Origin of the sequence: Sphingomonas rhamnosi (assembly GCF_036663615.1) — a bacterium.
Classification (GTDB): Bacteria; Pseudomonadota; Alphaproteobacteria; order Sphingomonadales; family Sphingomonadaceae; genus Sphingomonas.
The window spans coordinates 1-22,905 of the sequence record NZ_JAXOJJ010000007.1 but is presented as its reverse complement, the minus strand read 5'-3'; the positions used below and the strand labels follow the sequence as shown (position 1 = coordinate 22,905).

Here is a 22,905-nt window from a genome sequence, read left to right as displayed (position 1 = left end):
AACCGGTAGCAGAGTGCGACGGTTCCCCCAAACGACGCGGCTACCGCGGGTTGAGCGCACTCGACGCATCCGCCATAGCATGCGGCATGCGCGTACTCGCCCCCCTCGCCCTGTTGGCCATCATCGGCGGCTGCGTCGCCCCGCGTCCCAGCGCACCACCGCCGCCCCGCGCGCTACCGCAGCCCGTCCAGCCCCCCGCGCCGGCGCCGGTCGCCGCCGACTGGCGCGACCTGCCCTACAGTCCCGGCACCTGGACCTATCGCCGCGACCCGCGCGGATCGATCGCGATGTTCGGGCCCGCCGGCAGCATTGCCGCGCTGACGCTGCGCTGCGACCTGTCCGCACGGCAGATCTATCTGTCGCGCGCCGGCGCAACACCGACGCCGCTGACGATCCGCACCTCGAGCACGACGCGCGCACTGACCGTGCAGCCGACCGGCGCCACCCCCGCCTATGTCGCGGCCGCGCTCGCGGTCAGCGACCCGATCCTCGAGGCGATGGCGTTCAGCCGCGGCCGCTTCGTCATCGCGCACGGCGGCCGGCCGACGCTGGTCGTGCCCGCCTGGGCGGAGATCGGACGCGTGACCGAGGATTGCCGGGTATAGTTCGACACGCTGCTGCGTTGGCTGTTGATCACAGCCAGGAGCCGCACGATGACCGAGCATAAGGACGAGAAATGGTCGCAGGACGTGACCGAGCATTCCGATGCGATGGACCTCGACGACGGGGTCTTCGCACAACATGACCCCAAGGCGATCGCCGCGTCGCTCAAACACTCGGCCGAGCAGAGCCATCGCCGCAAGGGCACGCCGTTCCAGTCGGCGATGTCGATGCTGACCTTCTACATCAACCGCGCCGGGCACGGGCTCGACGCGAAGCAGAAGGCGGTGCTGGAGGATGCCAAGGACGAGCTGCGCAAGGCGTTCGGCCGCGAATGAACAGCGGGCGAGATTCGCGCAAAAGCTTTTCGAAAACAAGACTTGTATCGCACCGCGGCGCCGCACACATTGCGGTTGCGGTCGGGCTTGGCCGCGTTGTTTCAACAAGCGAAAGGAGGTGATCCGATGTCTCATGGTTCAGCAGTGAGTTCGGTTCGGTTCGTTCGGGGGACGCACCGCTAAACGCCGAAATGTCGCGCCGGGGGGTATCCTCCCCCAGTCAACGGCGTGATTCACAGGCAACGCGGTACGCATGGTCCTCTGGGCTGGAGCTCTCCGGCCGCTGACCATGTCTGGAGGTTGTCGGGTCGCAGGGATGCGCCCCGGCAACCTCTTTTCATTTATGGCTTATTTTTCGCGCGGGGTGGTGCGCGGTACGTCGCACCCCAAATCAGGCGTCATGCTGCGCGACGCCATTCGAGATCAGATCCGGACCGTGATGGGATCCGACGAGGCCGCCGCGGTCGACCTGACGCGCCCTGCCGGCGACGACGGGCTGTTCGGGCCGCACTCCGCCAGCTGGCAGGTCCATGGCGACTTCACCGCGATGATGATCGGCGGGATTTCCGCGCTGTTGCTGCAGATGCTGCACCCCGCGGTGCTGGCCGGCGTCTGGGACCATTCGGGGTTCCGCGACGACATGGCGGGCCGGCTCAAGCGCACCGCGCGGTTTATCACCGCGACCACTTACGGATCGACCGACACCGCCGAGGCGATGATCGCGCGGGTTCGGCACGTTCACGGGTTCGTCCGCGGTATCCTGCCCGACGGTACGCCATACAGTGCGGACGATCCAAGACTGTTGACCTGGGTGCATGTCGCCGAGGCGCGCAGTTTCCTCGCAGCCTATGTCCGGTACCGCGACCCCGGCTTCTCGGGCGCGCGGCAGGACCAGTATCTGGTCGAGATGGCTGACATCGCGCGCCGGCTCGGCGCGACCGACGTGCCCGAGAGCCGTGCCGCGGTCGAAGCCTATTTGCGTCCAATGCGGCGCGCGCTCGCCGTGGACGACCGGACGCGCGACGTTGCGCGGGTATTGCTGGAGCAACCCGCGCCGAACCTGGCGTCGCGGCCGTTGCAGCAGATCCTGTTGCAGTCAGGGGTCGACCTGTTGCCGGACTGGGCGCGGACGATGCACGGGTTGCGCGTGCCGCTGCGCGAGAAGGTGGCGTTGCGCGCGGGGGCGATCGGCGCGGGAACCGTGCTGCGGTGGGCGTTGGCGGCACGGTAGTTGCGCTGCTTGTCCCTTGCCGCCTTTCAATCAAACTCGTCATCCCAGCGAAGGCTGGGATCTCCCGAGGTAAGCACGCAGCAGCAGCCGCGAGAGACCCCAGCCTTCGCTAGGGTGACGGGGATCGGCTTTACGCCCCGACCAGCAACCCCTCGCGCGCGATCTTCTCGCGCCATACCAGCGGGGCGAGCTGGTGGACATTCTCCCCCGCCGCATCAACCGCGACCGTCACCGGGAAATCCGCGACCTCGAACTCGTAGATCGCCTCCATCCCCAGGTCCGCGAAGCCGACGACCTTGCTCCCCTTGATCGCGCGCGCGACCAGATAGGCAGCACCGCCGACCGCCATCAGATAGGCGGATTTCGCTTCCGCGATCGCCTTGGTCGCGTCGGCGCCGCGTTCTGCCTTGCCGACCATCGCGAGCAGGCCCTGGTCGAGCATCATCCGCGTGAACTTGTCCATCCGCGTCGCGGTGGTGGGGCCAGCGGGCCCCACCACCTCTTCGCCGACCGGATCGACTGGCCCCACATAATAGATCACGCGACCGCGGAAATCGACGGGCAGTTCCTCGCCCTTGGCAAGCATGTCGGCGATCCGCTTGTGCGCGGCGTCGCGCCCGGTGAGCATCTTGCCGTTGAGCAGCAGGCGGTCGCCATGCTTCCAGGTCTGCACGACCTCGGGCGTCAGCGTGTCGAGATCGACGCGGATCGCAGCCTTGTCGGGCGTCCAGTTGACGTCAGGCCATTCCTCCAGCTTCGGCGCTTCGAGGTAGACCGGGCCGGAACCGTCGAGCGTGAAATGCGCGTGGCGCGTTGCGGCACAGTTCGGGATCATCGCAACGGGCTTCGACGCGGCGTGCGTCGGCCAGTCGAAGATCTTCACGTCGAGGATGGTCGAGAGCCCACCCAGCCCCTGCGCGCCAATGCCGAGCGCGTTGACCTTGTCGTAGATCTCGATCCGTAGCGCCTCGATGTCGTTCCTCGGCCCGCGCGCCTTCAGCTGCGCCATGTCGATCGCGCCCATCAGGCTTTCCTTGGCGAGCAGCATCGACTTTTCCGCGGTGCCGCCGATGCCGATGCCGAGCATGCCGGGCGGGCACCAGCCGGCGCCCATCTGCGGAATCATCTCGAGCACCCAGTCGACGATCGAGTCGCTCGGGTTCATCATCTTGAACTTCGACTTGTTCTCGCTGCCGCCGCCCTTGGCCGCGACGTCGATCGAGACGGTGTTGCCGGGCACCATTTCGACATGCATCACGCTCGGCGTGTTGTCCTTGGTGTTGCGGCGCGTGAAGGCGGGATCGGCGAGGATCGAGGCGCGCAGCTTGTTCTCGGGGTTGAGATACGCCTTTCGCACGCCCTCATCGATCACCTCTTGCAAGGAACGGGTCGACTCCAGGCGGCAATCCTGGCCCCATTTGACGAAGATCGTGACGATGCCGGTATCCTGGCAGATTGGACGATGGCCCTCCGCGCACATCCGGCTGTTGGTGAGGATCTGCGCGATCGCGTCCTTGGCGGCGGGGCTCTGCTCGGCCTCGTACGCAACGCCCAGCGCGCGGATATAGTCCATCGGGTGATAGTAGCTGATGAACTGGAGCGCGTCGGCGACGCTTTCAATCAGGTCGGCTTCGGTGATGACGGTCATGCGGCGCCTTCGACAGGGAGGATGCGTGCGGCATAACGGCGTTGGCCGGATTTATGAAGGGCGGCCCGATGCGGCGCCGCGCGCCATCGCGGTTCACGCGAACGGCGTCGCGGCCTGCTGATCGGTTCCGCCGGCACCCTGCCCGCTTATACGCCCTGCGGACACCGGATCGGGCGCCATCAGCAGGCGCCCGCGCGGCATCGCTTCGGGCATTTCGTCGCGGATGAACGCCAACATAGCCTCGCGCACGTCGCAGCGCAGGTCGAACGCGACCGTCGCATCCTTCGCGGTCATCAGCGCCCTCACCTCGATCGCGTCGGCCTTCATGTCAGTCACCTGGACGTTGAAGAAGCGCTTGTCCCACCGCGGATTGGCGGTGACGACGTCGGCCAGCTTCGCCCGGAAGCGCGGGATGTCCGCGACCGGATCGAGGTACCAGAACACCGACCCCAGCAACTGGCTCGTCTCGCGCGTCCAGTTCTGGAAACTTTCCTCGAGGAACTTCGACACGGGCACGACCAGGCGGCGCTCGTCCCAGATCTTGATGACGACGAAGGTCAGGTGGATCTGCTCCACCCGCCCCCATTCGCCCGCGACGATCACGACATCGTCGAGGCGGATCGGTTCGGTGAAGGCCATCTGGATGCCGGCGATGACGTTCTTCAGCGCCGGCTGCGCGGCGGCGCCGACGACCAGACCGGCGATCCCCGCGGATGCCATCAGCGTCACGCCGATCGTGCGGATGCCGGGAACGCTCAACAGCATCAGGCAGACGCTGATGAAGATGATGAAGAACGTCCCGATCCGCCCGAGGATCGCAGCACGCGTGCGTTTGCGGCGCGCGCGCAGATTGTCCTCGACGGTGATGTCGGCGCGGATCTCGACGATGTCCTGGAACGCGCGCAACGCCGCGACCGCGAGCCAGCCGAGCAACGCGGGCACGACGAAGCCGAGCACCTGGTGCCACATGTCCTGCACGTCGCCGTCCATCGGCAGAAAGCGCGCGACGAAGCTGACCGCGATCGAAACGAACACCGCCCGCAACGGCCGACGGATGCGCGCGAGGACGAGCCCGTCGGTCTTCGCGGTGCTGCGCCGCTGTGCATGCCCAGCAATCCGCATCGTCAGCCAATGCGCGATCAGCGCGACCAGCACCGCGACGGAGACGGCGATGACGCTCTCGATCCAGGCCCAGTCGGACGGCACGTGGAGGGAGCGGAAAAGGCGGCGCATCGACCTGCAACCGGTTCGCATCCGAAATGTTCCGCCGCAGTGCAGCATAAGACCCGCCCGGCGAGTGACCCTTCCGCCGCTTGGTGCGTATAGAGCGGGATGATCGCCACCCGCCTGCGTACATTCCTGAGCGAGGAAGACTGGCAGTTCGCCGCGCACGAACTGCCGGTGATCCCCGGATCGCCCGGCAACCCCGACCATCCGGTCAGGCGCCAGGTGGCCTATGCCGCGATCGGCGTGCTGCTCGGGCTAACCGGCGGGCTGGGCAACGCGCTGATCTCGGCGAACACCACGACGCTACAGGGCGCGCTTGCGCTCGACCCGGCCGAGATCGCCTGGCTGCCGACCGTCTATGTGATGACCAACGTGTCGATCAACCTGCTCTTGATCAAGTTCCGGCAGCAATTCGGGCTTCGGCCGTTCGCGCTGATCTTTCTGGCGCTCTACATGCTGTTCACGCTGGCACACCTATTCGTGCACGGCTTCTGGTCGGCGATCCTGGTCCGCGGCGCGAGCGGGATGGCGGGCGCGGCCTTGTCGAGCCTCGGGCTCTATTACGTCATGCAGGGTCTCCCGGCGAAGTGGCGATTGAAGGGCATCGTCATCGGCATCGGCGTGCCGCAATGCGCGACGCCGCTTGCTCGGCTGTTCTCGCCCGATCTGCTGGCGATGTCGCAGTGGCGGACCTTGTACCTGTTCGAACTCGGCATGGCGCTGCTCAGCTTGGCGGCGGTGGCGTATCTGCGGCTGCCGCCGACGACCCGTATCAAGGTGTTCGAGCGACTCGACTTCGTGACCTTCGTGCTGTTCGCGGTCGGCATGGGGCTGATCACCGCGGTGCTCGGCGAGGGGCGCTATGTCTGGTGGACCCAGAGCGCGTGGCTGGGGTGGGCGCTGGTCGCCGCGATCCCCATTCTCGCCGCAGCGTTCTGGATTGAACACCACCGCGCGAATCCGCTGATCAACACCCGTTGGCTGGGCGGCGCGGACATCGTCCGCTTCACGGTCGTCACGATCATGGCGCGCATCGTGCTGTCGGAACAGACCTTCGCCTCGGTTGGGCTGCTGACCGTGCTCGGCCAGAACAACGACCAGCTCATCATCTTCTTCACGATCATCTTCCTGGCATCGGTCGCAGGCGTGGTGCTGAGCGCGGTCACGCTCGATCCCGAACGGCTGACTCATCCGGTGATGCTGGCGATCGGCATCGTCGCGGTTGCGGCCTATCTCGATTCGCACGCGACCAACCTGACCCGCGCACCGCAGATGTACTGGACCCAGGCGATGATCGCGTTTTCGGGCACCTTCTTCCTGGGCCCTGCACTGTTGTTCGGCATGACGCGCGCGCTGAAAGCGGGCAGCGGGCACATCATCAGCTTCTTCGCGCTGTTCGGGATCGTCAATTCGGTCGGCGGGCTGGCCGGCACCGCGGTGCTCGGCACCTATCAAACGATCCGTGAAAAGGCGCATAGCGCGGCGATCGTTCAGGATATCGTCGCCACCGACCCGATCGTCGCGCAGCGTATCCAGGCCGGCGGCGCGGCGGTCGCGCGCGTGATCGGCGATGCCGGGTTGCGCTCTGCGGAGGGAGCAGCGATTTTGGGGCAGACCGCAACTCGAGAGGCGAACATCCTGGCCTATAACGACACCTTCCGGCTGGTCGCGATCCTCGCGGCGATAACCACCGTCTATCTGTTCGGCCTGCTGGCACTCCGCGCCTACCGTGCACGGGCTGCGACCCGGGCGAGTGCCGCGGCATGACCGACCCGCGCGGGCCTGAAGCGCCCTCCGAACCGGCGCCCGTCACCGAAGCGCGCGCTGCCGAGATCGCGGCCGGCAGCCCGCCGGCCGCGCCCGCCGGGTCGGGCTGGAAACCCCAGCGGCCCAGCGCGACCGCGACGATCGTCATACTGCTGTTAGCGATCGCGGGAATCTGCGCGGTGCTGGCGGCGTGGCGCCTGCCGCCGTTCACGACCGCCACTGAATCGACCGACAACGCCTATGTCCGCGGCCGCACCACCGTGATCAGTCCGCAGGTCAGCGGGTATGTCACCAAGGTCTTCGTGCGCGACTTTGCCGACGTGACCGCCGGACAGCCTCTGGTGCTGATCGATGACCGCATCTACCGCCAGCGCGTCGAGCAGGCGCAGGCGCAGATCGGCGCGCAGGAAGCCACGCTGGCCAACAGCCGGCAGACCGCGCTGTCGCGCGCCGCCAGCCTCGCCGCGCAGGATGCCGCCGTCGCCAATGCCAGCGCCCAGCTGATGCGGGCGCAGGCCGACATGAACCGTGTCAACGACCTCGTCACCGACGGATCGGTGTCGCTGCGTGAGCGCGATCAGACGCTGGCCGCGTTGCGCCAGGCCCAGGCTCAGGTCCAGCAGGCCAAGGCCGCTCGCGAGATCGCGCGGCAGGACATTCGTACGGTCCAGGTCGGCCGCGGCGGGCAGCAGGCCGGCGTCTCGGGCGCGGAAGCCGCGCGAGAACTGGCACGGATCGATCTGGCGAACACCGTCGTGCGTGCCCCCGAGGGCGGTCGCCTCAGCGAAGTCGGCGTGCGGTTAGGGCAATATGTCACCGCGGGCTCGCAGTTGATGTTCCTGGTGCCGCCCGAAACCTGGGTGATCGCCAATTTCAAGGAAGCGCAGACCGCGCGGATGGCGGTCGGCCAGCCGGCTTCGTTCACCGTCGACGGCCTCGCGAACGCGCGACTGACGGGCCGGGTCGAACAAATCTCGCCCGCCGCGGGATCGGAATTCGCGGTACTCAAAGCCGACAATGCGACGGGCAACTTCACCAAGGTGCCGCAGCGCATCGCGGTGCGGATCCGGGTGGATCCCGGCCAGCCGCTCGCGCAGCGGCTGCGCCCGGGGATGTCGGTGCAGGCGCGGGTCGATACCGCCGGCGGGCCGGGGGCCCGGTGATGGGGCGCGTGCGGTTCAAGCGCATCCCTGCTCCCTCCACCACCCCGGCGGAGGCCGGGGCCCAGTTGGGGGACCGGCGTGACGAAGGACCGGCCGTCGCCACAACGGCCTTCCCGATTGGACCCCGGCCTTCGCCGGGGGGGAGTTTGCGCAGGGTGCCGCTCGCCGGCCTGACGCTTGCGCTCACCCTGGCCGGCTGTATCGGTCCCCGCCCGTCCGCCCCCGCCGCGACCGCCGTCGCCCCCCCGCCCGCCTGGCGCACCGCGCTCCCCGCCGGCGGCGCGATCCGCGCGGACTGGTGGAGCGCGTTCGGTGATCCCGTCCTGACCGACCTCGTCGCCCGCGGGCTCGCCAACAACCCTGATCTCGGCTCGGCCGCGGCGCGGATCGACGAGGCCCGCGCGACCGAGCGGCTGGCGCGCGCGCAACGGACGCCATCGCTCGGCGGCTCGCTACCCGGCACCACGGGCCAGACCGTCAGCCCGCTCGGCACGCCGTCCGATGCGATCGGCGCGCAGCCCGGAATCTCGATCAGCTACGATCTCGACCTGTTCGGCCGCCTGCGCCAAGCCAACCGCGCCGCGCAGGCGCAGCTATTGGCCAGCGAGGCCGCGCGCGACACCGTGCGGCTGGCCATCGCGAGCAGCATTGCGACCGGCTATATCACGCTGCGCGCGCTCGATTTGCGCCTGTCGGTAGCGCGCGAAACGCTCGCGGCGCGCGCGGAAGGCCTCCGCATCGCCCGCCGCCGCGCCGAGACCGGCTACACCTCGAACCTCGAGCTCCGCCAGTCCGAGGCCGAATATGGCGCGACCGAACAGCTCGTTCCCGCCGCCCAGCTCGCGATCAGCCGCCAGGAGAATGCCCTCAGCCTGTTGCTCGGGGACAATCCCGGCGCGATCCCGCGCGGCGTGCCGCTAGACCGGCTCGCGACGCCCGCGATCCCCGAGGGCCTACCCGCCGACCTGCTCCGCCGCCGCCCGGACATCTTCCAGGCCGAACAGACATTGGTCGCCACCGACCGCAATCTCGACAGCGCGCGCGCAGCGATGCTGCCCAATGTCGCGCTCACCGGGTCGGCGGGAGTCGCGCTGTCGACCGCGCTCGCCAACCCGATCGGCGTGTTCTCGGTCGGCGCGAGCATCCTCAGCCCGATCTTCGACGGCGGACGGCTGCGCGCGCAGACCGATGTCGCGACCGCCCGCCGCGACCAGGCCGCCTTCGCCTATCGCCGCGCCGCGCTGCAGGCGTTCCGCGAGGTCGACGACAGCCTAGCGGGCGTGCAACGATCGGGCGAGCAGGCGGTCGCGCTCGCCGGGCAGCGCGACGCACTGGCGGGGGCGCTGCGCAACGCCTCGAACCGCTACCGTGCGGGCTATTCGGCCTATATCGACCAGCTCGACGCGCAGCGCGGCCTGCTCAACGCCGAACTGTCGCTGGTGCAGGCGCGCGCCGACCGCCTGAACGCCTATGTCACGCTGTATCAGGCGATGGGTGGCGGCTGGTCGCCCGCCGACGTCGCGGCGACGCGACGCTGACGCTTTTTCCTGCCACAGTTCGCCATTAGGGGCGCGCACATGAAGGCGATCATCCTTGCGGCCGGGCACGGCTCGCGCCTGTTGCCGCTGACGCTGACCACGCCGAAATGCCTGGTCGCGGTCGGCGGGCGCGCGATCCTCGACCATCAGCTCGACGCGGTGGCGGCGGCGGGGTTCGACGGCGCGGTGATCGTCGGCGGCTATCGGATCGATCAAGTCGCCGCGCATCTCATGGCGCGCGACGATGCGCTGCCGACCGAGCTCGTTTTCAATCCGTTCTGGGCGGCCGCGAACAGCATCGGCAGTGTCTGGGCGGCGCTCGGCGCGCTCGAAGCGCCATTCGCGCTGATGAACGGCGATACGCTGTTCGAAACCTCGATCCTGCGTCTCGCGATCGACAGCCCGGGCACGGGCGTGAAGCTGGTCGTCGAGCAGCTGTCGCAGCCGGGGCTGGACGACATGCTGGTCGAAACCGACGACGACCGCGTGGTCGCGGTCGGCAAGCAGATCCCCGGCCATGTGGCCACCGACCGCTCGCTCGGGCTGATCGTGTCGACCGGCGGCAGCGCCTATGCCGACGCGCTGCGCGCCGTGATCGGCGAAGAGAGCGGTATCCAATCCTATCACCACGCGGTCGTGCGCCGCGTCGCCGAGGGACCCGGCGTCACGGCGGTGCGGATCGCGCCCGGCGCGCGCTGGCAGGAGGTCGATCGGCCCGAAGACATCGACCAGTGGCAGCGCAACCAGCACGGCGACCCCGCGTGATGCAGCGAAAAATCGCCTTCCTGTTCCTCGGCGAGACTCTGCTGATCCCGCACCTCTACCCGATCGTCGAGGCGGTGGCGGCAGCCGATCCGGCGCTGCCGATCGAGCTCTGGGTCAGCACGTCAATGCACGAAGCGTTGCTCGGGCGCTGGACCGCGGATCTGCCGAACGTCCGCATCCTCAGGGCACCCGGGTTCCGGGCCGTCGACGATGCCGAAGGACGCAACCCGGAATTGCCCGCAAAGCTGCCGATGCTGGCTCGCCTGCTGCCGTATCTCGCGCGCACCCCTGTCGTCGTATGCGCCGAACAGACCAGCCTGTGGCTGCCGGCAGTGCTGCCGCTGAAGACGCGGTTCATCGATACCTTCCACGGCGCGGGGTCGATGATGGCGCGCGGGCATTGGCGGCGCCGCGCAGGGTGGCGGACCTTGGTCGCCGCCGAACGCGATCGCCGCGCGCTGATCGCCGGCGGCGACAAACCCGACCGCGTCGTCACCACCGGCTATGTGAAAGCCGCATTTCGGCAACGCACCCCCGCGGCGCAACTGTTCGCCGATACGAAATCCGTCATCCTCTACACCCCGCACTGGCAGGCGCATCGCTCGTCCTGGTGGCGCTGGGGACCGCAGGTGGTCGAGCGCGTGCTGGCCGACGGGCGCTACAATTTGATCTTCGCGCCGCACCAGCGGCTGGTGGAGCGTGCGTCCGAAGTCCGGACGTTCGCAGCGGGGCTGGCGGGGCGGCCGGGCGTGCATGTCGATCTCGACAGTTTCGCGATGGTCGACGGCAGCTACACCGCAGCGGCGGATCTCTATCTGGGCGACACATCGAGCCAGGTGGTCGAATATATGATCCGCCCGCGCCCGTGCGTGTTCCTCAACGCGCTGGGGGCGGATTGGCGGGGCGACGAATCCTACGCGATGTGGGGCGCCGGAGAGGTCGTGGAGTCACTCGACGCGCTGATCCCCGCACTCGACCGCGCGCCCCTCGCGCACGCAGGGTTCACGGCATTCCAGACGCGCTTCGTCGCGGACGCGCTCGGCGACATCGGCGGCGGCGCACCAGCGCGGGCGGCCGCGCAGGTGCTGGCGGCGCTGGACCGCTAGACTACAACTTTCTGACTTTTCCCCGTTCGTGCTGAGTAGAGACCGAGTAGGCAAAGCCGAATCAAGGGCCCGTATCGAAGCACAGGTTCCGCGCGACCACCTGTCCTTCGATACGCCCTCGATGCGCCCTGCGGGCTACTCGGTCGCCACTCAGGACGAACGGAAGATTCGGTACAGCAGGAACAGGCCCGGGGCGCCACGTCACGGGAATGAACCTCGCAATCACCGCATAATCGGCTATCGGCACTGAATGGACGCAACCCTCGCCATCGTACCCATCGGCACCAACCCCACCCTGCTCTGGGGCATGACCAATGCCGAGCGCACGCGCCGTATCGCAGCGTCCCAGGGGTTTGCGCCCGCCGACACCGGCGCCGACACCGGCGGGCCCGCGATCCTCGCCAACATGGCGTTCGCGTTCGATCCGGTCTGGACCGCGCATCTGAAGACGCGGCCCGATACCGTCGTCACCCGGGGCGGCGTTCCGGTACTGGCGCATGTCGGCAGCAACGCGGCCCGCGAAACAGTCATTCGGGCGATGCAGGACGAAAGCGGGCTGCCGATCTCGGCGGGCTTGACCGTGATCGCCGCCGAAGCCGACGAAGGCATCCTTAACGAAGCACTACGCAAACGCGAAAAGCCCTTCGCCGAACGCCTCGTTCCCGCCGCAGTCCCCGGGATCGAACGCGCGAGCTATGTCGGCGCGTACAAGGGCGTCACCGACCTCCTCACCAAGTATCTCTGGCCCGAATGGGCGCTCGCCATCACCCGGCTGTGCGCGCGCGCCGGGATTACCCCCAACCAAGTGACCGCGCTCGGCTCGGTGCTGTGCATCGTCGCGACGATCGCGTTCTGGCATGGCTGGTTCTGGACCGGGCTCGCGACCGGGCTGGTCTTCATGGTACTCGACACCGTCGACGGGAAGCTCGCGCGCTGCACGATCACCGCGTCGAAGCTCGGCAACGCCTGGGACCACGGCGTCGACCTGGTCCACCCGCCCTTCTGGTGGTGGGCCTGGGCGGCGGGCTGCGCGCCCTATGGCCGGCCGCTCGACGACACGACCTTCTGGTGGGTGATCGGCGCGATGGCGTTCGGCTATGTCGCGCAGCGGCTGATCGAAGGCGCGTTCATCGTCCGGTTCGGGATGCACATCCATGTCTGGGAACGGTTCGACAGCTGGTTCCGGCTGATTACCGCGCGGCGCAACCCGAACATGGTCATCCTGTTCGCCTGCCTCGTCATCGCGCGTCCCGACTGGGGGATCATCGGCGTTGCGGTCTGGACCGTGATCTCGCTGATCGCCCACGTCGTCCGCCTGATCCAGGCGATTGCGGCACGCGCGCGCGGCGCGACGATCACGAGCTGGCTGGCCTGACGCACGACAGGCGACTAGGGGCAGCCACACGATGAGCATCGCCGCCCGCCTGTTGGCCCGTTTCCGCGAGCCCGCGCCCTGGCGCAGGTTCCGCCTGCAGGGCGCCATGGGCGCGGTCGCGCGCAATCTCGGCTGGCTGCTCGCCAGCCGCGGCGTGGTCGCCATCCTATCGCTCTTCTATATCGGCTTTGCGACGCGCGGGCTGGGGGTGAAGGATTTCGGCCGGTTCGCACTGATCTCGGGCGCATCGCAGGCGCTCGCGACCCTCGTCGCGTTCCAGACCTGGCAGATCATCGTCCGCTACGGGATCGAGGCGCATGCCGAAGGTGACATGGCCCGGCTGGGTCGGCTGTTCCGGGCCTGCGCCGCGCTGGACCTGGCCAGCGCGCTGGTCGGCGTCGTGCTGGCGGTGACGATCCTCGAACTCTGGGGAGAGGCGTTCGGGATCGGCCCGACGCTGCTGCGCGCGACGCTGATCTTCACGGTCATCCAGCTGCTGACGATCCGATCAACGCCCACCGGCGTACTGCGGCTGCGCGATCGATTCTCGTCCGCCGCGATCGCCGACAGCGTGACGCCGGTGATGCGCTTCGTCGGCGCCGCGCTGGTGATGTGGTTCCACCCGACCGTACAGGGGTTCCTGTTCGCCTGGGGCCTCGCCGAACTCGCCACCGCGCTGACCTATTGGGCGCTGGTCATCCGCGGCGGCGACTGGCGGCTGTTCGCCACACGCGGCTGGTTCGACTGGCGGCGCGTCGTGGCCGAAAATCCGGGCGTCGTTCGGTTCGCGCTCAGCATCAACGCCAATTCGACGCTCAATTTGTCGAGCAAGCAGGTCCCGCTGCTGGTGATCGGCGCGTTCGTCGGCACCTCGTCGGCCGGTATCTTCCGCCTGACCGCGCAGCTGGCACAGGCGCTCGCCAAACTGTCGCAGATGCTCTCGCGCGCCGCCTTCGCCGAAGTCGTGCGGATGGTCGAGCGCAACAGCATCATGCGCCTGATCCGCCGGATGGCACTGGGCAGCGCGCTCGGCAGCTTGATCATCATGGCGGTGGTCGTCGCGATCGGCCGACAGGCGCTCGAAACGATCGGCGGGCCCGGCTTCGGAGCCGGGTATCCGGTGCTCATCGCACTGTCGGCGGCAGGCTGCGTCGAACTGACGATCGTCGGGCTGGAAACCGTGATGACCGCCAACGGCCGCGGCGCGCACGACGTGTTCGTCGCGCGGGGCGTCAGCGTCGCGATCATCGCGGTCGCCGCCTGGTTCCTGATCCCGGTCTTCAGTTCGCTCGGTATGGCCCTCGCGGTGCTAATCGGTTCGATCAGTGCGGGGGTGATGCTCATGATCCGACTGCCAGGCGTGATCGCGCGCTGACTTACGCTCATCCTGCGTTCAGGACGATCGGGCTATGCGACCGCATGCCCTATTCGAACTTTGCGCGAACGCTGCTTGCCGGCGCCTTGATCCTGTCGCCCGGCGTGGCCGTGGCGCAGACCTGCGTCGGCACGCCGCGCAACGGCGCGGTGAAGCTGGCGGTCGAGGCGACCACGCTGCAAAACCGCACCGGAGAAGTCGCCTTCACCATCTACCCGGACGACAAAGGCCGCTTCCTGTCGAAGGGCGGCAAGCTCACGCGCGCCCGGGTCTCGGCGACCGACCCGCGCGCGTGTTTCTGGCTTGCGCCAGGCTATTACGCGATCGCGCAATACCATGACGAGAACGGCGATCATAAGTTCAACCGGACGCTGTTCCTGCCCAAGGAAGGCTATGGCTTCTCCAATGACGCCCCGACCGCGGTCGGGCTGCCATCGTTCGCCGCGACACGATTTCAGTTGCCGGCCAATGGCCGTGTCGTGCGAATGAAGATGCGCTACGGGCGCTAGCCGTAAATCCGCAAAGAAATTGCCATAAAAGTGTAGCGGTAACGCGCACGTACGAGTAGCGAACCCTGTGCGCAACGCTGTTTCCAACTTCCAGGCGTTTCATGACGCCGCATTTGCCCAGCCCTCGCGGGTGCCGGGCAGCGCGTTTGGCGAAGCGCGCTCGGCTGCCTCGCGCATCCGCACCGGGATCATCTGCAATCCCAAGAGCCACCGCAATCGGAGCAGCGTCGAGGCGACTCGGCCGTTCGTGTCGGGCACCGTTCTGGCCGCGACGCCCCGTACCCAGGCCGAACTCGCCGAAGTGCTGACCGACTTCGCGCGGTTGAACATCGAATTATTGGTCATCGACGGCGGCGACGGCACGATCCGCGACGTGCTGACCTGCGGCGCGACGATCTGGAAGAGCGTCTGGCCCAAGGTCGCGATCGTACCATCGGGCAAGACCAACGCGCTCGCGCTCGATCTCGGCATTCCCGACGACTGGTCATTGGGCCGCGCGCTGAATGCCGCACGCGACGGCGGCGTGGTGACGCGCAGCCCCATCGAGGTGTCGCGCGCCGGCGCCGCGCCGCTGTGCGGCTTCCTGTTCGGCGCGGGGGCGTTCGTCAGCGCGACGGCACTGGCGCAGCGCACGCATCATGCCGGCGCGTTCAAGGGCGTCGCGGTTGCGCTCGCGACCGGCTGGGGGATCCTGCAGACCCTGGTCGGGCGTGCGTCGAGCGAATGGCGCCGCGGCGAGCGGATGCATGTCCGCTACGCCGCGGGCAGCAACGCCGGCGCGAACGCGGACACCGATCGCGCGCGCTACATCCTGCTCGCATCGACCATGGTCCGCATGCCGGTCGGCGTGCGGCCGTTCGGCACGCCGCGCGACGGGATGAAGACGCTGCTCGTCGACGCACCGCCACGGCGTCTTGCCTTGGCCGCGCCTTTCGTCATCGGCGGCGCCTCCCCCGCCTGGCTCGACCGTGCCGGCTACCACCGGATCGACACCCCGTCGTTCGACCTGCGTATGGCTGCCGACTTCATCCTCGACGGTGAAGTCTATCCGGGCGGCGACCTGACCGTTCGGCAAGGGCCAGCGATCCGCTTCGTCGTCCCGTGAGCCGGCTGGACGACGTCGTCCGGCACCAGCTGCAGGCACCGACGACCGATGCAGTCCGCGCGGTCGCGCGCGAACTGGCCCAGGCCGATGGCACAGTCGCGGTGTTGTTCTACGGATCGAACCTGCGCACCGGCTCCAGCGAAGGCGTGCTCGACTTCTACGTGCTGACCGCGGGCCCGCGCGAACGCGGGCTTTGGCCCACCGTCAGCTACCGTGAGTTCGATCACCATCCTGACCGCCTGCGCGCGAAAATCGCGACGATGCGGCTTGCGACCTTCGCCGATGCCGCCGCGGCGCGGACGCTCGACACGACGATCTGGACGCGGTTCGTGCAGCCCTCCGCCTTGGTATGGGTGCGGGACGATGCGATCGCTGCTGAAGTTGCTGATGCGGTGGCCAATGCGGCGATGTCCGCGGCGCGGTTTGCGGCGGCGCTTGGCCCCAACGCGGGTATGGCTCGCGATTTCTGGCGCGCGTTGTTCCGCCAGACCTACGCCGCCGAGTTCCGTGTCGAGAAGAGCGGCCGCGAGGCGCAGATCCTGGCGTTCGACCCCGACCGCTACACGACCCTGCTACCGCTCGCCTGGACCGCCGCCGGCATTCCCTATGGGGAGGATGCAGGCGTCCTGCGTCCGGACCTGCCCCCGGCGCGCCGGCAGTCGCTGCTCAAGGCCTGGGCCGCACGACGCCGGATGGGCAAACCGATCAACATCGCCCGGCTGGTTCGCGCCGCCTTCACCTTCGACGGCGCCGCGAAGTATGGCGCGTGGAAGATCGAGCGGCATACCGGCATCCCCGTGCCGCTGACGCCGTGGCGCGAGGCGCACCCCCTGCTCGCCGCGCCGGGCGTGTTCTGGCGGCTCTATCGCGCGCGACGCCAGGCATGACCGGGTTCAAGTCCTTGATCCTCGCCGGCTCGCGCGGCGGCGTCGATCCGGTCGCGGCCTATGCCGGCGTCGCGCACAAGGCGCTGATCCTGCTCGACGGGCAGACCCTGCTAACGCGCGTCGCCCACGCGCTGACCGAAGCCGGCGCTAGCGAGATCGCGGTATCGGTATCGGACGACGCGGTCGCCGCGCACGCACGATCGCTCGGACTGCGCGTGCTCGACGCCGCCGCGGGGCCCAGCCTCAGCGTGCGCCAAGGGATCGAGGCGCTAGGCACGCCCCTGCTCGTCACCACCGCCGACCATGCGTTGCTAGAGCCCGATTGGGTTACCCGGTTTCGTGCCGATACGCCGCACGGCGCCGACGTCGCCGCACTGCTGGCACGGCAGGATGCGATCGAGGCGGCCGCGCCCGGCACGCGGCGTACCTATCTGCGCTTCGCCGACGGGGCATGGTCGGGCTGCAACCTGTTCCAGTTCACCACGCCCCACTCGGTCGCCGCGCTCGACCTGTGGGCGCAGGTCGAGACGGACCGCAAACGGCCTTGGCGGATCGTTCGGCGACTGGGGGCCGGCACGCTGCTGCGCTACCTGTTCGGGCGGCTGACGCTGGTGCAGGCCGTCGCGCATCTTGGCCGCCTCGCCGGGCTCGACGCCGCCGCGGTCGCAAGCCCGTTCGGGCTGGCCGCGGTCGATGTCGACAAGCCCGACGATCTCGATCTGGTGCGCCAGTTGTTCGCCCCCACACCGTAACCTACCGCGCCGCACTCCGCGTAAAGTCCATCCGGATCCGCACCCATCCGCCGATGATCTTCTTGGCGCCAACCCGCGGCGGAAACACCCGGAACTGCCACGATGCCAGCCTCAGTCCGCGCGCCAACCCCGCCCCCGGCGGCGATTCGCCGAGCGACCGGCAATTCTCGACCCGGTAATTCTCCACCATCCGGCAGGCGATGATCGCCCAGCTGCCGGGCGGTACGGTGGCGGGCAGGAACGGCGACAGCTCGGCATCGGTCGGGCGCTTGACCCAGTCGACATCGTAGAGCCGCTCGCCGCCGGGCCCCTCGCCCGGGCCATAGACCGATCCGCTGTCCTTGCCCTTGCCCGCGCCATCTCCCGCGCCGCCGGTCTCACGGTCTTCGGGATGCTGCGGCAGCTTGCCGATATCGGCGGCGTTGAACAACTCCATGCCGCCCGGCAGCAGTCCGGTCAGTGCCACCGGTGCCTGAGCAGCGGGGGACGCAGGCGCCTTGGGCACGGGATTCTTGGCACTCGCCTGCGACCCGCCGGTTTTTTTGGGAGTCGGCTTGTCGGTGATCGCCTGCGCGACCTTCGGCGGCGGCGGGGGCGTGACCGAGAAGGTGCTCAACGTCCGCTCGATCACCCGCGGCGTTAGGCTCGGCGGCAGATTCAACAGCACCAGGATGATCAGGATATGCGCGAGCACGGTAAGCGCGAACGCGACGATCCGGCGGCGACGTGTCGAATCCGACCGGTTCAGATAGGATTCGTGCATTGCCCGATCGCCTAGCCCTGACCCGCCACCGTCGCAATGGCCTCGAAAATCTCCTGTCCCCTGCCCCCCGATTTGTGCGATGAAGCGGCCATGCCAACTCAGACATATCGACCGTTCCCACCGCAGGGCGACGCATGACCGCGATCGGCATCTATGGCAGCGCAGGCCGTATGGGCCGCGCCATTACCGAGGCGATCGAGGCAGCGGGGGCGCAGCGTGCCGGCGGGGTCGACGCGGGCGACGATCCCGCACCGCTCGCGCACAGCGCCGACGTGCTTGTCGACTTCTCGACCCCCAGCGCGCTCGAAGCCCACCTGGCCGCGGCGCGTGCGGCCGGGACCGCGATCGTCATCGGCACCACCGGCCTGTCGCCGCGCCACCAGTCGTTGATCGACGAGGCTGCGGTGGACATCGCGGTGCTGCAGACCGGCAACACCTCGCTCGGCGTGACGCTGCTCGGCATCCTCGTGCGCGAAGCCGCCGCACGGCTCGGCCCTGACTGGGACGTCGAGATCGTCGAGATGCACCACCGTCACAAGGTCGACGCGCCCTCGGGCACCGCGCTGTTGCTGGGCGAAGCCGCTGCCCAAGGGCGTGGATCATCGCTTGCCGAACTGCGGGTCGACAGCCGCGCCGGGCTGATCGGCCGCCGCAGCGAAGGCACGATTGGCTTTGCGAGCCTGCGCGGCGGATCGGTGATCGGCGATCACAGCGTGATCTTCGCGGGCGAAGGCGAACGCATCGAGCTCAACCACCGCGGCGACGATCGCTCGATCTTCGCCCGCGGTGCGGTACGCGCGGCGGTGTGGCTCGCGAGCCAGCCGGCCGGGCGCTACCGAATGGGCGACGTGCTGGGGCTGTGAAGAAGGCCGACGTCGTCGATTTCTACGCGCGGCTGGCCGAGGCCGACCCGCATCCGGAGACCGAGCTCGAATTCGTCAATCCATACACGCTGGTCGTCGCGGTCGCGCTGTCGGCGCAGGCGACCGATATCGGCGTCAACAAGGCGACGCGCGCGCTGTTCGCGGAGGTCGACACTCCGGCCAAGATGCTCGCGCTCGGGCTCGACGGGCTGAAGGCGCATATCCGCACGATCGGGCTGTTCAACACCAAGGCGAAGAACGTCATCGCGCTGTCGCAGATGCTGATCGACGACTTCGGCGGCGAGGTTCCGCCAAGCCGCGAGGCGCTCGAACGCCTGCCGGGGGTGGGTCGCAAGACCGCCAATGTGGTAATGAACGTCGCCTTCGGGCAGGAGACGTTCGCGGTCGACACGCATATCTTCCGCGTCGGCAACCGCACCGGCCTGGCGCGCGGCAAGACGCCGCTGGCGGTCGAACTGAAACTCGACAAGGCGACTCCTCAGCCGTTCCGCCTGCACGCGCATCACTGGCTGATCCTGCACGGCCGCTATGTCTGCAAGGCGCGCACGCCCGAATGCTGGCGCTGCATCGTCGCCGACCTGTGCGCATACAAGCCCAAGACCCCGCCGCCTGCGGCAAAAGCCGGCAAGCCCCGCTCGTAAAACGGCTGGCGCCCGCCCGCGCGCTTTGCTAGGCGGTCATCCCAGGCACCCGTAGCTCAGCTGGATAGAGCGCTGCCCTCCGAAGGCAGAGGCCACTGGTTCGAATCCAGTCGGGTGCACCATCGTTTCAATGACTTAGCGGCCCATTCCCCGGCAAGTGAGCCTCTCGGGGCAACGGCAAGCCATCATTGGTGACGTCGATGCGTCCCGCGTCCTTAATCACATGGAGGCCAACCTGCCGAGTCGAATGTCGATACCGTTCAATTGGCAGGCATTGGCCACCGCCTGCTTCGAGATGGTACCGTGTTCGCGTCGTCGGTGTACCGACGCAACAAGTTGTAAAGTCGACTGATCTTCCCAGAGTACGACACATTCTCCAATCGAGCCACGCCAACACCTGAGTAGCTGTCTAGACTTTTCGATTGAGCAAGCAACCAAGCGCCCTTCGTCTTCCTTTCCTTACTTTGCTGGGCTTCAGCCCCTCGCCTGTTGATCAGAGAAGGTAAGGCCTCAACTTATGGGTTGCCAGCGATCGGTTCACACCGCGTACGGACTCAAATCGGAAGACCGCGCCTAGCACGGCGCGTCCATCCGGTTGCCGGCTCCCGCCGACGGGGAGGGCTTACGGCACCGCAGGCACGGGTCACCGGTGCCGGCCGGCTGGGGTCGCGCAGCTCGCGACCCTCGAAGCCCCGCTGGCCCGCCCCGCTCAGTGTGCGGATCCGTCCGGCAGGGTGTGGCCGAATGCGCAGAGGAAGCCGTACGCGATGACCTGCTCGCGCGTCGACCGCGGACGCCGCCGGGCTGCAGATCCGCCCACGCAGCGCGTCGACCCACACCGTCCGGCCGCGGTCGCGGAAACTGAGTGAGCCGATGAAGGCGGCGAGCTCGGCCGCCGGGACACCGTCGAGCGTCGCCAAGGCCAACCGCACGGCGCAACGCGATTCCCGCATGCCCAGTCGTCGCGCCTTGGTAGGTGGAGGAGCCCGCCCGATCCAAACCAAAGGGACGTTCGATCGATGCATGTCTTGGCTTGATCGTAGACGCTGGGACGACGATTGCCGTCGTTGCAGTACCGTGAGTGGTGGCCGCAGTCGGGCGCGCTTCGACGACAACCTGACGCCAATGCCGACCTTCTGGACGATCGGGCTTGCCAAGCCTCCAGTTGGCAACTCAAGACGTTGTAACGCTTCCAAAATGGAGAAAGCTGGATGCTAGCGGCCGATGTGTTCACCAAGCTCGATGTCGAGTTGAAGCCCGATCCGTCGCGCACCGTTATCCGCCCCTTCAGCTTCGGCTATCCGTCCGCCTTCGACCGCAAGCCGACCCGGAGCCAGGACGTCGCAAGGCGGGTCATGGAACTCGATACGGCGACGCGCGACCGGATGCTCAAACTGCTCCAGGCCGCAATGAAGGAGCGGCACCGCAACGTTGACGGCGTATTCCTGCGCCGCTTCGAGGAGGTCAAGGGCGAGCTGGGCGTCGAGGTCGCGGACGAGCGCGATCGGTTGCTGCTCGGCGCCTATTTCAGCCAGGAATACGCCTTTGAATCCGCGGCGCTGTTCAATCCGAGCATCGTCACTCTTCCCGACCAGGATCCTGACGACGACACTATCCGCTTCCTCCTCTCGTTGCGCGGCGTCGGCGAGGGGCACATCTCGTCGGTGACGTTCCGTACCGGCACCTGGGATGCGGGCACCGGGCTCGTCGTCGACCCGGCGAGTTCGCAGGGTGTCCCGCCGCGGATCGACAGCGACAACGAAGGCTGGGTCAGGATGCGCGCGGACGACAGCGAGGACGTGTCGGAAACGGTGATCTTCCCGATCCTGCCGAGCCAGCGGCACGGGGTCGAAGATCTCCGGCTGACCCGCTTCACCGATCACGACGGCGTGGAAAGCGTGATCGGCACCTACACCGCGTTCGACGGCAACGTCGCGCGGTGCGAGATGCTGCGCGGCATCAACCAGCAGAGCTTCGAGATGCGGGCGCTGGCCGGCGCGTTCGCGGGCTACAAGGGCATGGCACTGTTCCCGCGCCGCCTCGACGGACGCTTCGCGATGATCGGGCGGCAGGACAGCGTGAACCTCTGGCTCCTCTATTCCGACGACCTCTATACCTGGGACGAGGGCATGCGGATCTTAGGCCCGAAATACCCCTGGGAGTTCGTCCAGATCGGTAATTGCGGCTCGCCGATCGAGATCGACGAGGGCTGGCTGGTGTTCACCCACGGCGTCGGCATGGTGCGCGGCTATTGTGTCGGTGCCTGCCTGCTCGACAAGGAGAACCCCGCGAAGGTGCTCGGCCGGACTCCCTCGCCGCTACTGTTCCCGTCGAACGAGCAGCGCGGCGGCTATGTCCCCAACGTAACCTACAGTTGCGGCGCGCTGCTTCACAAGCGCCGCATCCTCCTGCCCTACGCGATCGGCGACGAGTATACCGCCTTCGCAACCGGCACCGTCGACGATCTGCTTTCCGTGATGGAACGGTAAGGCGGCTTGCAGCCTTTCCCGAAAAGGATCGGATTTCGGGAATGTCCGGGACTAGGGTGGAAGTAGGACTCCACCGCCGGCTGGTTCGGGACGCCCCAGTGGAATGGCCTTGCGCATCAGCCTCTCTTCGCATCGGCCCACCGACGACGTGACCGCCCTGATCGACGCGCTGGGGCGATCAACCATCGTCCGTGATGGGGTCGGCCCGTCCACTACGATCCATGAAGGCAATGACCGCCGCGCGCTGCTCCTGAATGGCAACCTCGTGCTGATCGAGAAGTGCAAGCCTCGCTTCCAGCACCGGTAACAGCCTCCGTTTGTCGCGCCGTTCGGCCGACGGGCGGCTCATGAACTGTTCGACGTCGCCCAGCGTGAAGCCGAGCGCACGAGCCTCGCTGATCAGCCTGACGATCCGCAGGTCGTCGGCGCCGTAGCTGCGGTAGCCATCGAGCCTCTATCAAGTTCGGTCAGGGCAACGGGGGGCGGATTATGATATCCAAACGTCGATCTTTGGCAGTGGCTGCTATCTTTGCAGCAGGCGCGTTAGCGGTAGTTGCGCTGCCTTCGCCGGACATAAATTTGTCCTATCGCTACCACCCGGCCGCAACCACGCTCCGGCGTTACCGAACATGGGGTAATGGCGGGAGCGAGTTACCTCGATCAGCGATAGCGCAGGAGGTGGCTGTTCCCCGATAGATGAAGGTGCGGGCTCACGACTTGCAGCCGGGCCCATACATCGAAC

The 22,905-nt window shown here is 67.8% G+C and carries 21 protein-coding genes and 1 tRNA gene; 18 read left to right on the top strand and 4 right to left on the bottom strand.

What is annotated here, in order from left to right; genetic code table 11:
* Positions 1-86: 86 nt before the first annotated feature.
* From U1701_RS14595 to U1701_RS14585, 3 genes are all read left to right on the top strand, one after another.
* Entirely contained in the window at positions 87-605 is a 519-nt protein-coding gene (locus U1701_RS14595) for a hypothetical protein (protein WP_332783306.1), read from the top strand.
* A 48-nt stretch (positions 606-653) separates the two neighbouring features.
* Positions 654-938, top strand: coding sequence for a DUF3175 domain-containing protein (locus U1701_RS14590; RefSeq protein WP_332783305.1), 285 nt, complete (start codon positions 654-656; stop codon positions 936-938).
* 343 nt (positions 939-1,281) lie between these two features.
* A complete protein-coding gene (locus tag U1701_RS14585) occupies positions 1,282-2,169 on the top strand; it encodes an oxygenase MpaB family protein (RefSeq protein ID WP_332783304.1) in 888 nt (295 codons plus the stop codon).
* A gap of 130 nt (positions 2,170-2,299) precedes the next feature.
* Here U1701_RS14585 and U1701_RS14580 read toward each other — a convergent pair whose 3' ends face one another.
* The gene (locus tag U1701_RS14580; RefSeq protein ID WP_332783303.1) at positions 2,300-3,817 is read right to left on the bottom strand and encodes a fumarate hydratase; all 1,518 of its coding nucleotides are present in this window, start codon (positions 3,815-3,817) and stop codon (positions 2,300-2,302) included.
* Positions 3,818-3,910: 93 nt separating this feature from the next.
* Positions 3,911-5,050, bottom strand: coding sequence for a mechanosensitive ion channel family protein (locus U1701_RS14575; protein WP_332783302.1), 1,140 nt, complete (start codon positions 5,048-5,050; stop codon positions 3,911-3,913).
* 99 nt (positions 5,051-5,149) lie between these two features.
* Between U1701_RS14575 and U1701_RS14570 the strand changes: the two genes are divergently transcribed.
* The 11 genes from U1701_RS14570 (at position 5,150) to U1701_RS14520 (ending at position 17,386) form a co-directional block, all read left to right on the top strand.
* Positions 5,150-6,811: an efflux MFS transporter permease gene (locus tag U1701_RS14570; protein WP_332783301.1), complete on the top strand. Its 1,662-nt coding sequence runs from the start codon at positions 5,150-5,152 to the stop codon at positions 6,809-6,811.
* Positions 6,808-7,974: an HlyD family secretion protein gene (locus U1701_RS14565; RefSeq protein ID WP_332783300.1), complete on the top strand. Its 1,167-nt coding sequence runs from the start codon at positions 6,808-6,810 to the stop codon at positions 7,972-7,974. The genes U1701_RS14570 and U1701_RS14565 overlap by 4 nt, the downstream gene beginning before the upstream one ends.
* 155 nt (positions 7,975-8,129) lie before the next feature.
* Complete coding sequence (locus U1701_RS14560; RefSeq protein WP_443026064.1) at positions 8,130-9,512, top strand: efflux transporter outer membrane subunit; 1,383 nt, start codon at positions 8,130-8,132, stop codon at positions 9,510-9,512.
* Between the two features lie 39 nt (positions 9,513-9,551).
* The gene (locus U1701_RS14555; RefSeq protein WP_332783298.1) at positions 9,552-10,277 is read left to right on the top strand and encodes a phosphocholine cytidylyltransferase family protein; all 726 of its coding nucleotides are present in this window, start codon (positions 9,552-9,554) and stop codon (positions 10,275-10,277) included.
* Positions 10,277-11,383: a CDP-glycerol glycerophosphotransferase family protein gene (locus U1701_RS14550; protein WP_332783470.1), complete on the top strand. Its 1,107-nt coding sequence runs from the start codon at positions 10,277-10,279 to the stop codon at positions 11,381-11,383. Before U1701_RS14555 ends, U1701_RS14550 begins: the two co-directional genes overlap by 1 nt.
* Positions 11,384-11,633: 250 nt before the next feature.
* Positions 11,634-12,758 carry a CDP-alcohol phosphatidyltransferase family protein gene (locus tag U1701_RS14545; protein ID WP_332783297.1) on the top strand — a complete coding sequence of 375 codons (1,125 nt, stop codon included), beginning with the start codon at positions 11,634-11,636 and terminating at the stop codon, positions 12,756-12,758.
* A gap of 31 nt (positions 12,759-12,789) precedes the next feature.
* Positions 12,790-14,133: a lipopolysaccharide biosynthesis protein gene (locus U1701_RS14540; RefSeq protein WP_332783296.1), complete on the top strand. Its 1,344-nt coding sequence runs from the start codon at positions 12,790-12,792 to the stop codon at positions 14,131-14,133.
* Positions 14,134-14,177: 44 nt separating this feature from the next.
* A complete protein-coding gene (locus U1701_RS14535; RefSeq protein ID WP_332783295.1) occupies positions 14,178-14,642 on the top strand; it encodes a DUF2141 domain-containing protein in 465 nt (154 codons plus the stop codon).
* Between the two features lie 67 nt (positions 14,643-14,709).
* The gene (locus U1701_RS14530) at positions 14,710-15,747 is read left to right on the top strand and encodes a diacylglycerol/lipid kinase family protein (RefSeq protein WP_332783294.1); all 1,038 of its coding nucleotides are present in this window, start codon (positions 14,710-14,712) and stop codon (positions 15,745-15,747) included.
* Positions 15,744-16,634, top strand: a complete 891-nt coding sequence (locus tag U1701_RS14525; protein ID WP_332783293.1) for a hypothetical protein — start codon at positions 15,744-15,746, stop codon at positions 16,632-16,634. Before U1701_RS14530 ends, U1701_RS14525 begins: the two co-directional genes overlap by 4 nt.
* Entirely contained in the window at positions 16,631-17,386 is a 756-nt protein-coding gene (locus U1701_RS14520; protein ID WP_332783292.1) for a nucleotidyltransferase family protein, read from the top strand. The genes U1701_RS14525 and U1701_RS14520 overlap by 4 nt, the downstream gene beginning before the upstream one ends.
* A 1-nt stretch (position 17,387) precedes the next feature.
* Here the strand turns inward: U1701_RS14520 and U1701_RS14515 are convergent, their stop codons facing one another.
* Positions 17,388-18,149 (bottom strand): hypothetical protein, encoded by a 762-nt coding sequence (locus U1701_RS14515; RefSeq protein ID WP_332783291.1) that lies wholly within the window; start codon positions 18,147-18,149, stop codon positions 17,388-17,390.
* 134 nt (positions 18,150-18,283) lie between these two features.
* On the opposite strand from U1701_RS14515, the gene dapB reads away from it, so the two are divergent.
* The 4 genes from dapB (at position 18,284) to U1701_RS14495 (ending at position 22,163) form a co-directional block, all read left to right on the top strand.
* Positions 18,284-19,012 carry a 4-hydroxy-tetrahydrodipicolinate reductase gene (dapB, locus tag U1701_RS14510; protein WP_332783290.1) on the top strand — a complete coding sequence of 243 codons (729 nt, stop codon included), beginning with the start codon at positions 18,284-18,286 and terminating at the stop codon, positions 19,010-19,012.
* Positions 19,009-19,674: an endonuclease III gene (gene nth / locus U1701_RS14505; protein ID WP_332783289.1), complete on the top strand. Its 666-nt coding sequence runs from the start codon at positions 19,009-19,011 to the stop codon at positions 19,672-19,674. The genes dapB and nth overlap by 4 nt, the downstream gene beginning before the upstream one ends.
* 45 nt (positions 19,675-19,719) lie before the next feature.
* Positions 19,720-19,796: transfer RNA gene (locus U1701_RS14500), tRNA-Arg, on the top strand.
* A 1,089-nt stretch (positions 19,797-20,885) separates the two neighbouring features.
* The gene (locus tag U1701_RS14495) at positions 20,886-22,163 is read left to right on the top strand and encodes a glycoside hydrolase family 130 protein (RefSeq protein WP_332783288.1); all 1,278 of its coding nucleotides are present in this window, start codon (positions 20,886-20,888) and stop codon (positions 22,161-22,163) included.
* A gap of 178 nt (positions 22,164-22,341) precedes the next feature.
* Here U1701_RS14495 and U1701_RS18750 read toward each other — a convergent pair whose 3' ends face one another.
* Positions 22,342-22,533: a hypothetical protein gene (locus U1701_RS18750; protein ID WP_443026071.1), complete on the bottom strand. Its 192-nt coding sequence runs from the start codon at positions 22,531-22,533 to the stop codon at positions 22,342-22,344.
* Between the last annotated feature and the right edge of the window lie 372 nt (positions 22,534-22,905).

Bases quoted from the DNA above. Each gene is read 5' to 3' on its own strand.
- U1701_RS14595 (WP_332783306.1), top strand. From the start codon at position 87: ATGCGCGTACTCGCCCCCCTCGCCCTGTTGGCCATCATCGGCGGCTGC.
- U1701_RS14590 (WP_332783305.1), top strand. From the start codon at position 654: ATGACCGAGCATAAGGACGAGAAATGGTCGCAGGACGTGACCGAGCAT.
- U1701_RS14585 (WP_332783304.1), top strand. From the start codon at position 1,282: ATGGCTTATTTTTCGCGCGGGGTGGTGCGCGGTACGTCGCACCCCAAA.
- U1701_RS14580 (WP_332783303.1), bottom strand. From the start codon at position 3,817: ATGACCGTCATCACCGAAGCCGACCTGATTGAAAGCGTCGCCGACGCG.
- U1701_RS14575 (WP_332783302.1), bottom strand. From the start codon at position 5,050: ATGCGCCGCCTTTTCCGCTCCCTCCACGTGCCGTCCGACTGGGCCTGG.
- U1701_RS14570 (WP_332783301.1), top strand. From the start codon at position 5,150: ATGATCGCCACCCGCCTGCGTACATTCCTGAGCGAGGAAGACTGGCAG.
- U1701_RS14565 (WP_332783300.1), top strand. From the start codon at position 6,808: ATGACCGACCCGCGCGGGCCTGAAGCGCCCTCCGAACCGGCGCCCGTC.
- U1701_RS14555 (WP_332783298.1), top strand. From the start codon at position 9,552: ATGAAGGCGATCATCCTTGCGGCCGGGCACGGCTCGCGCCTGTTGCCG.
- U1701_RS14550 (WP_332783470.1), top strand. From the start codon at position 10,277: ATGCAGCGAAAAATCGCCTTCCTGTTCCTCGGCGAGACTCTGCTGATC.
- U1701_RS14545 (WP_332783297.1), top strand. From the start codon at position 11,634: ATGGACGCAACCCTCGCCATCGTACCCATCGGCACCAACCCCACCCTG.
- U1701_RS14540 (WP_332783296.1), top strand. From the start codon at position 12,790: ATGAGCATCGCCGCCCGCCTGTTGGCCCGTTTCCGCGAGCCCGCGCCC.
- U1701_RS14535 (WP_332783295.1), top strand. From the start codon at position 14,178: ATGCCCTATTCGAACTTTGCGCGAACGCTGCTTGCCGGCGCCTTGATC.
- U1701_RS14520 (WP_332783292.1), top strand. From the start codon at position 16,631: ATGACCGGGTTCAAGTCCTTGATCCTCGCCGGCTCGCGCGGCGGCGTC.
- U1701_RS14515 (WP_332783291.1), bottom strand. From the start codon at position 18,149: ATGCACGAATCCTATCTGAACCGGTCGGATTCGACACGTCGCCGCCGG.
- dapB (WP_332783290.1), top strand. From the start codon at position 18,284: ATGACCGCGATCGGCATCTATGGCAGCGCAGGCCGTATGGGCCGCGCC.
- U1701_RS14495 (WP_332783288.1), top strand. From the start codon at position 20,886: ATGCTAGCGGCCGATGTGTTCACCAAGCTCGATGTCGAGTTGAAGCCC.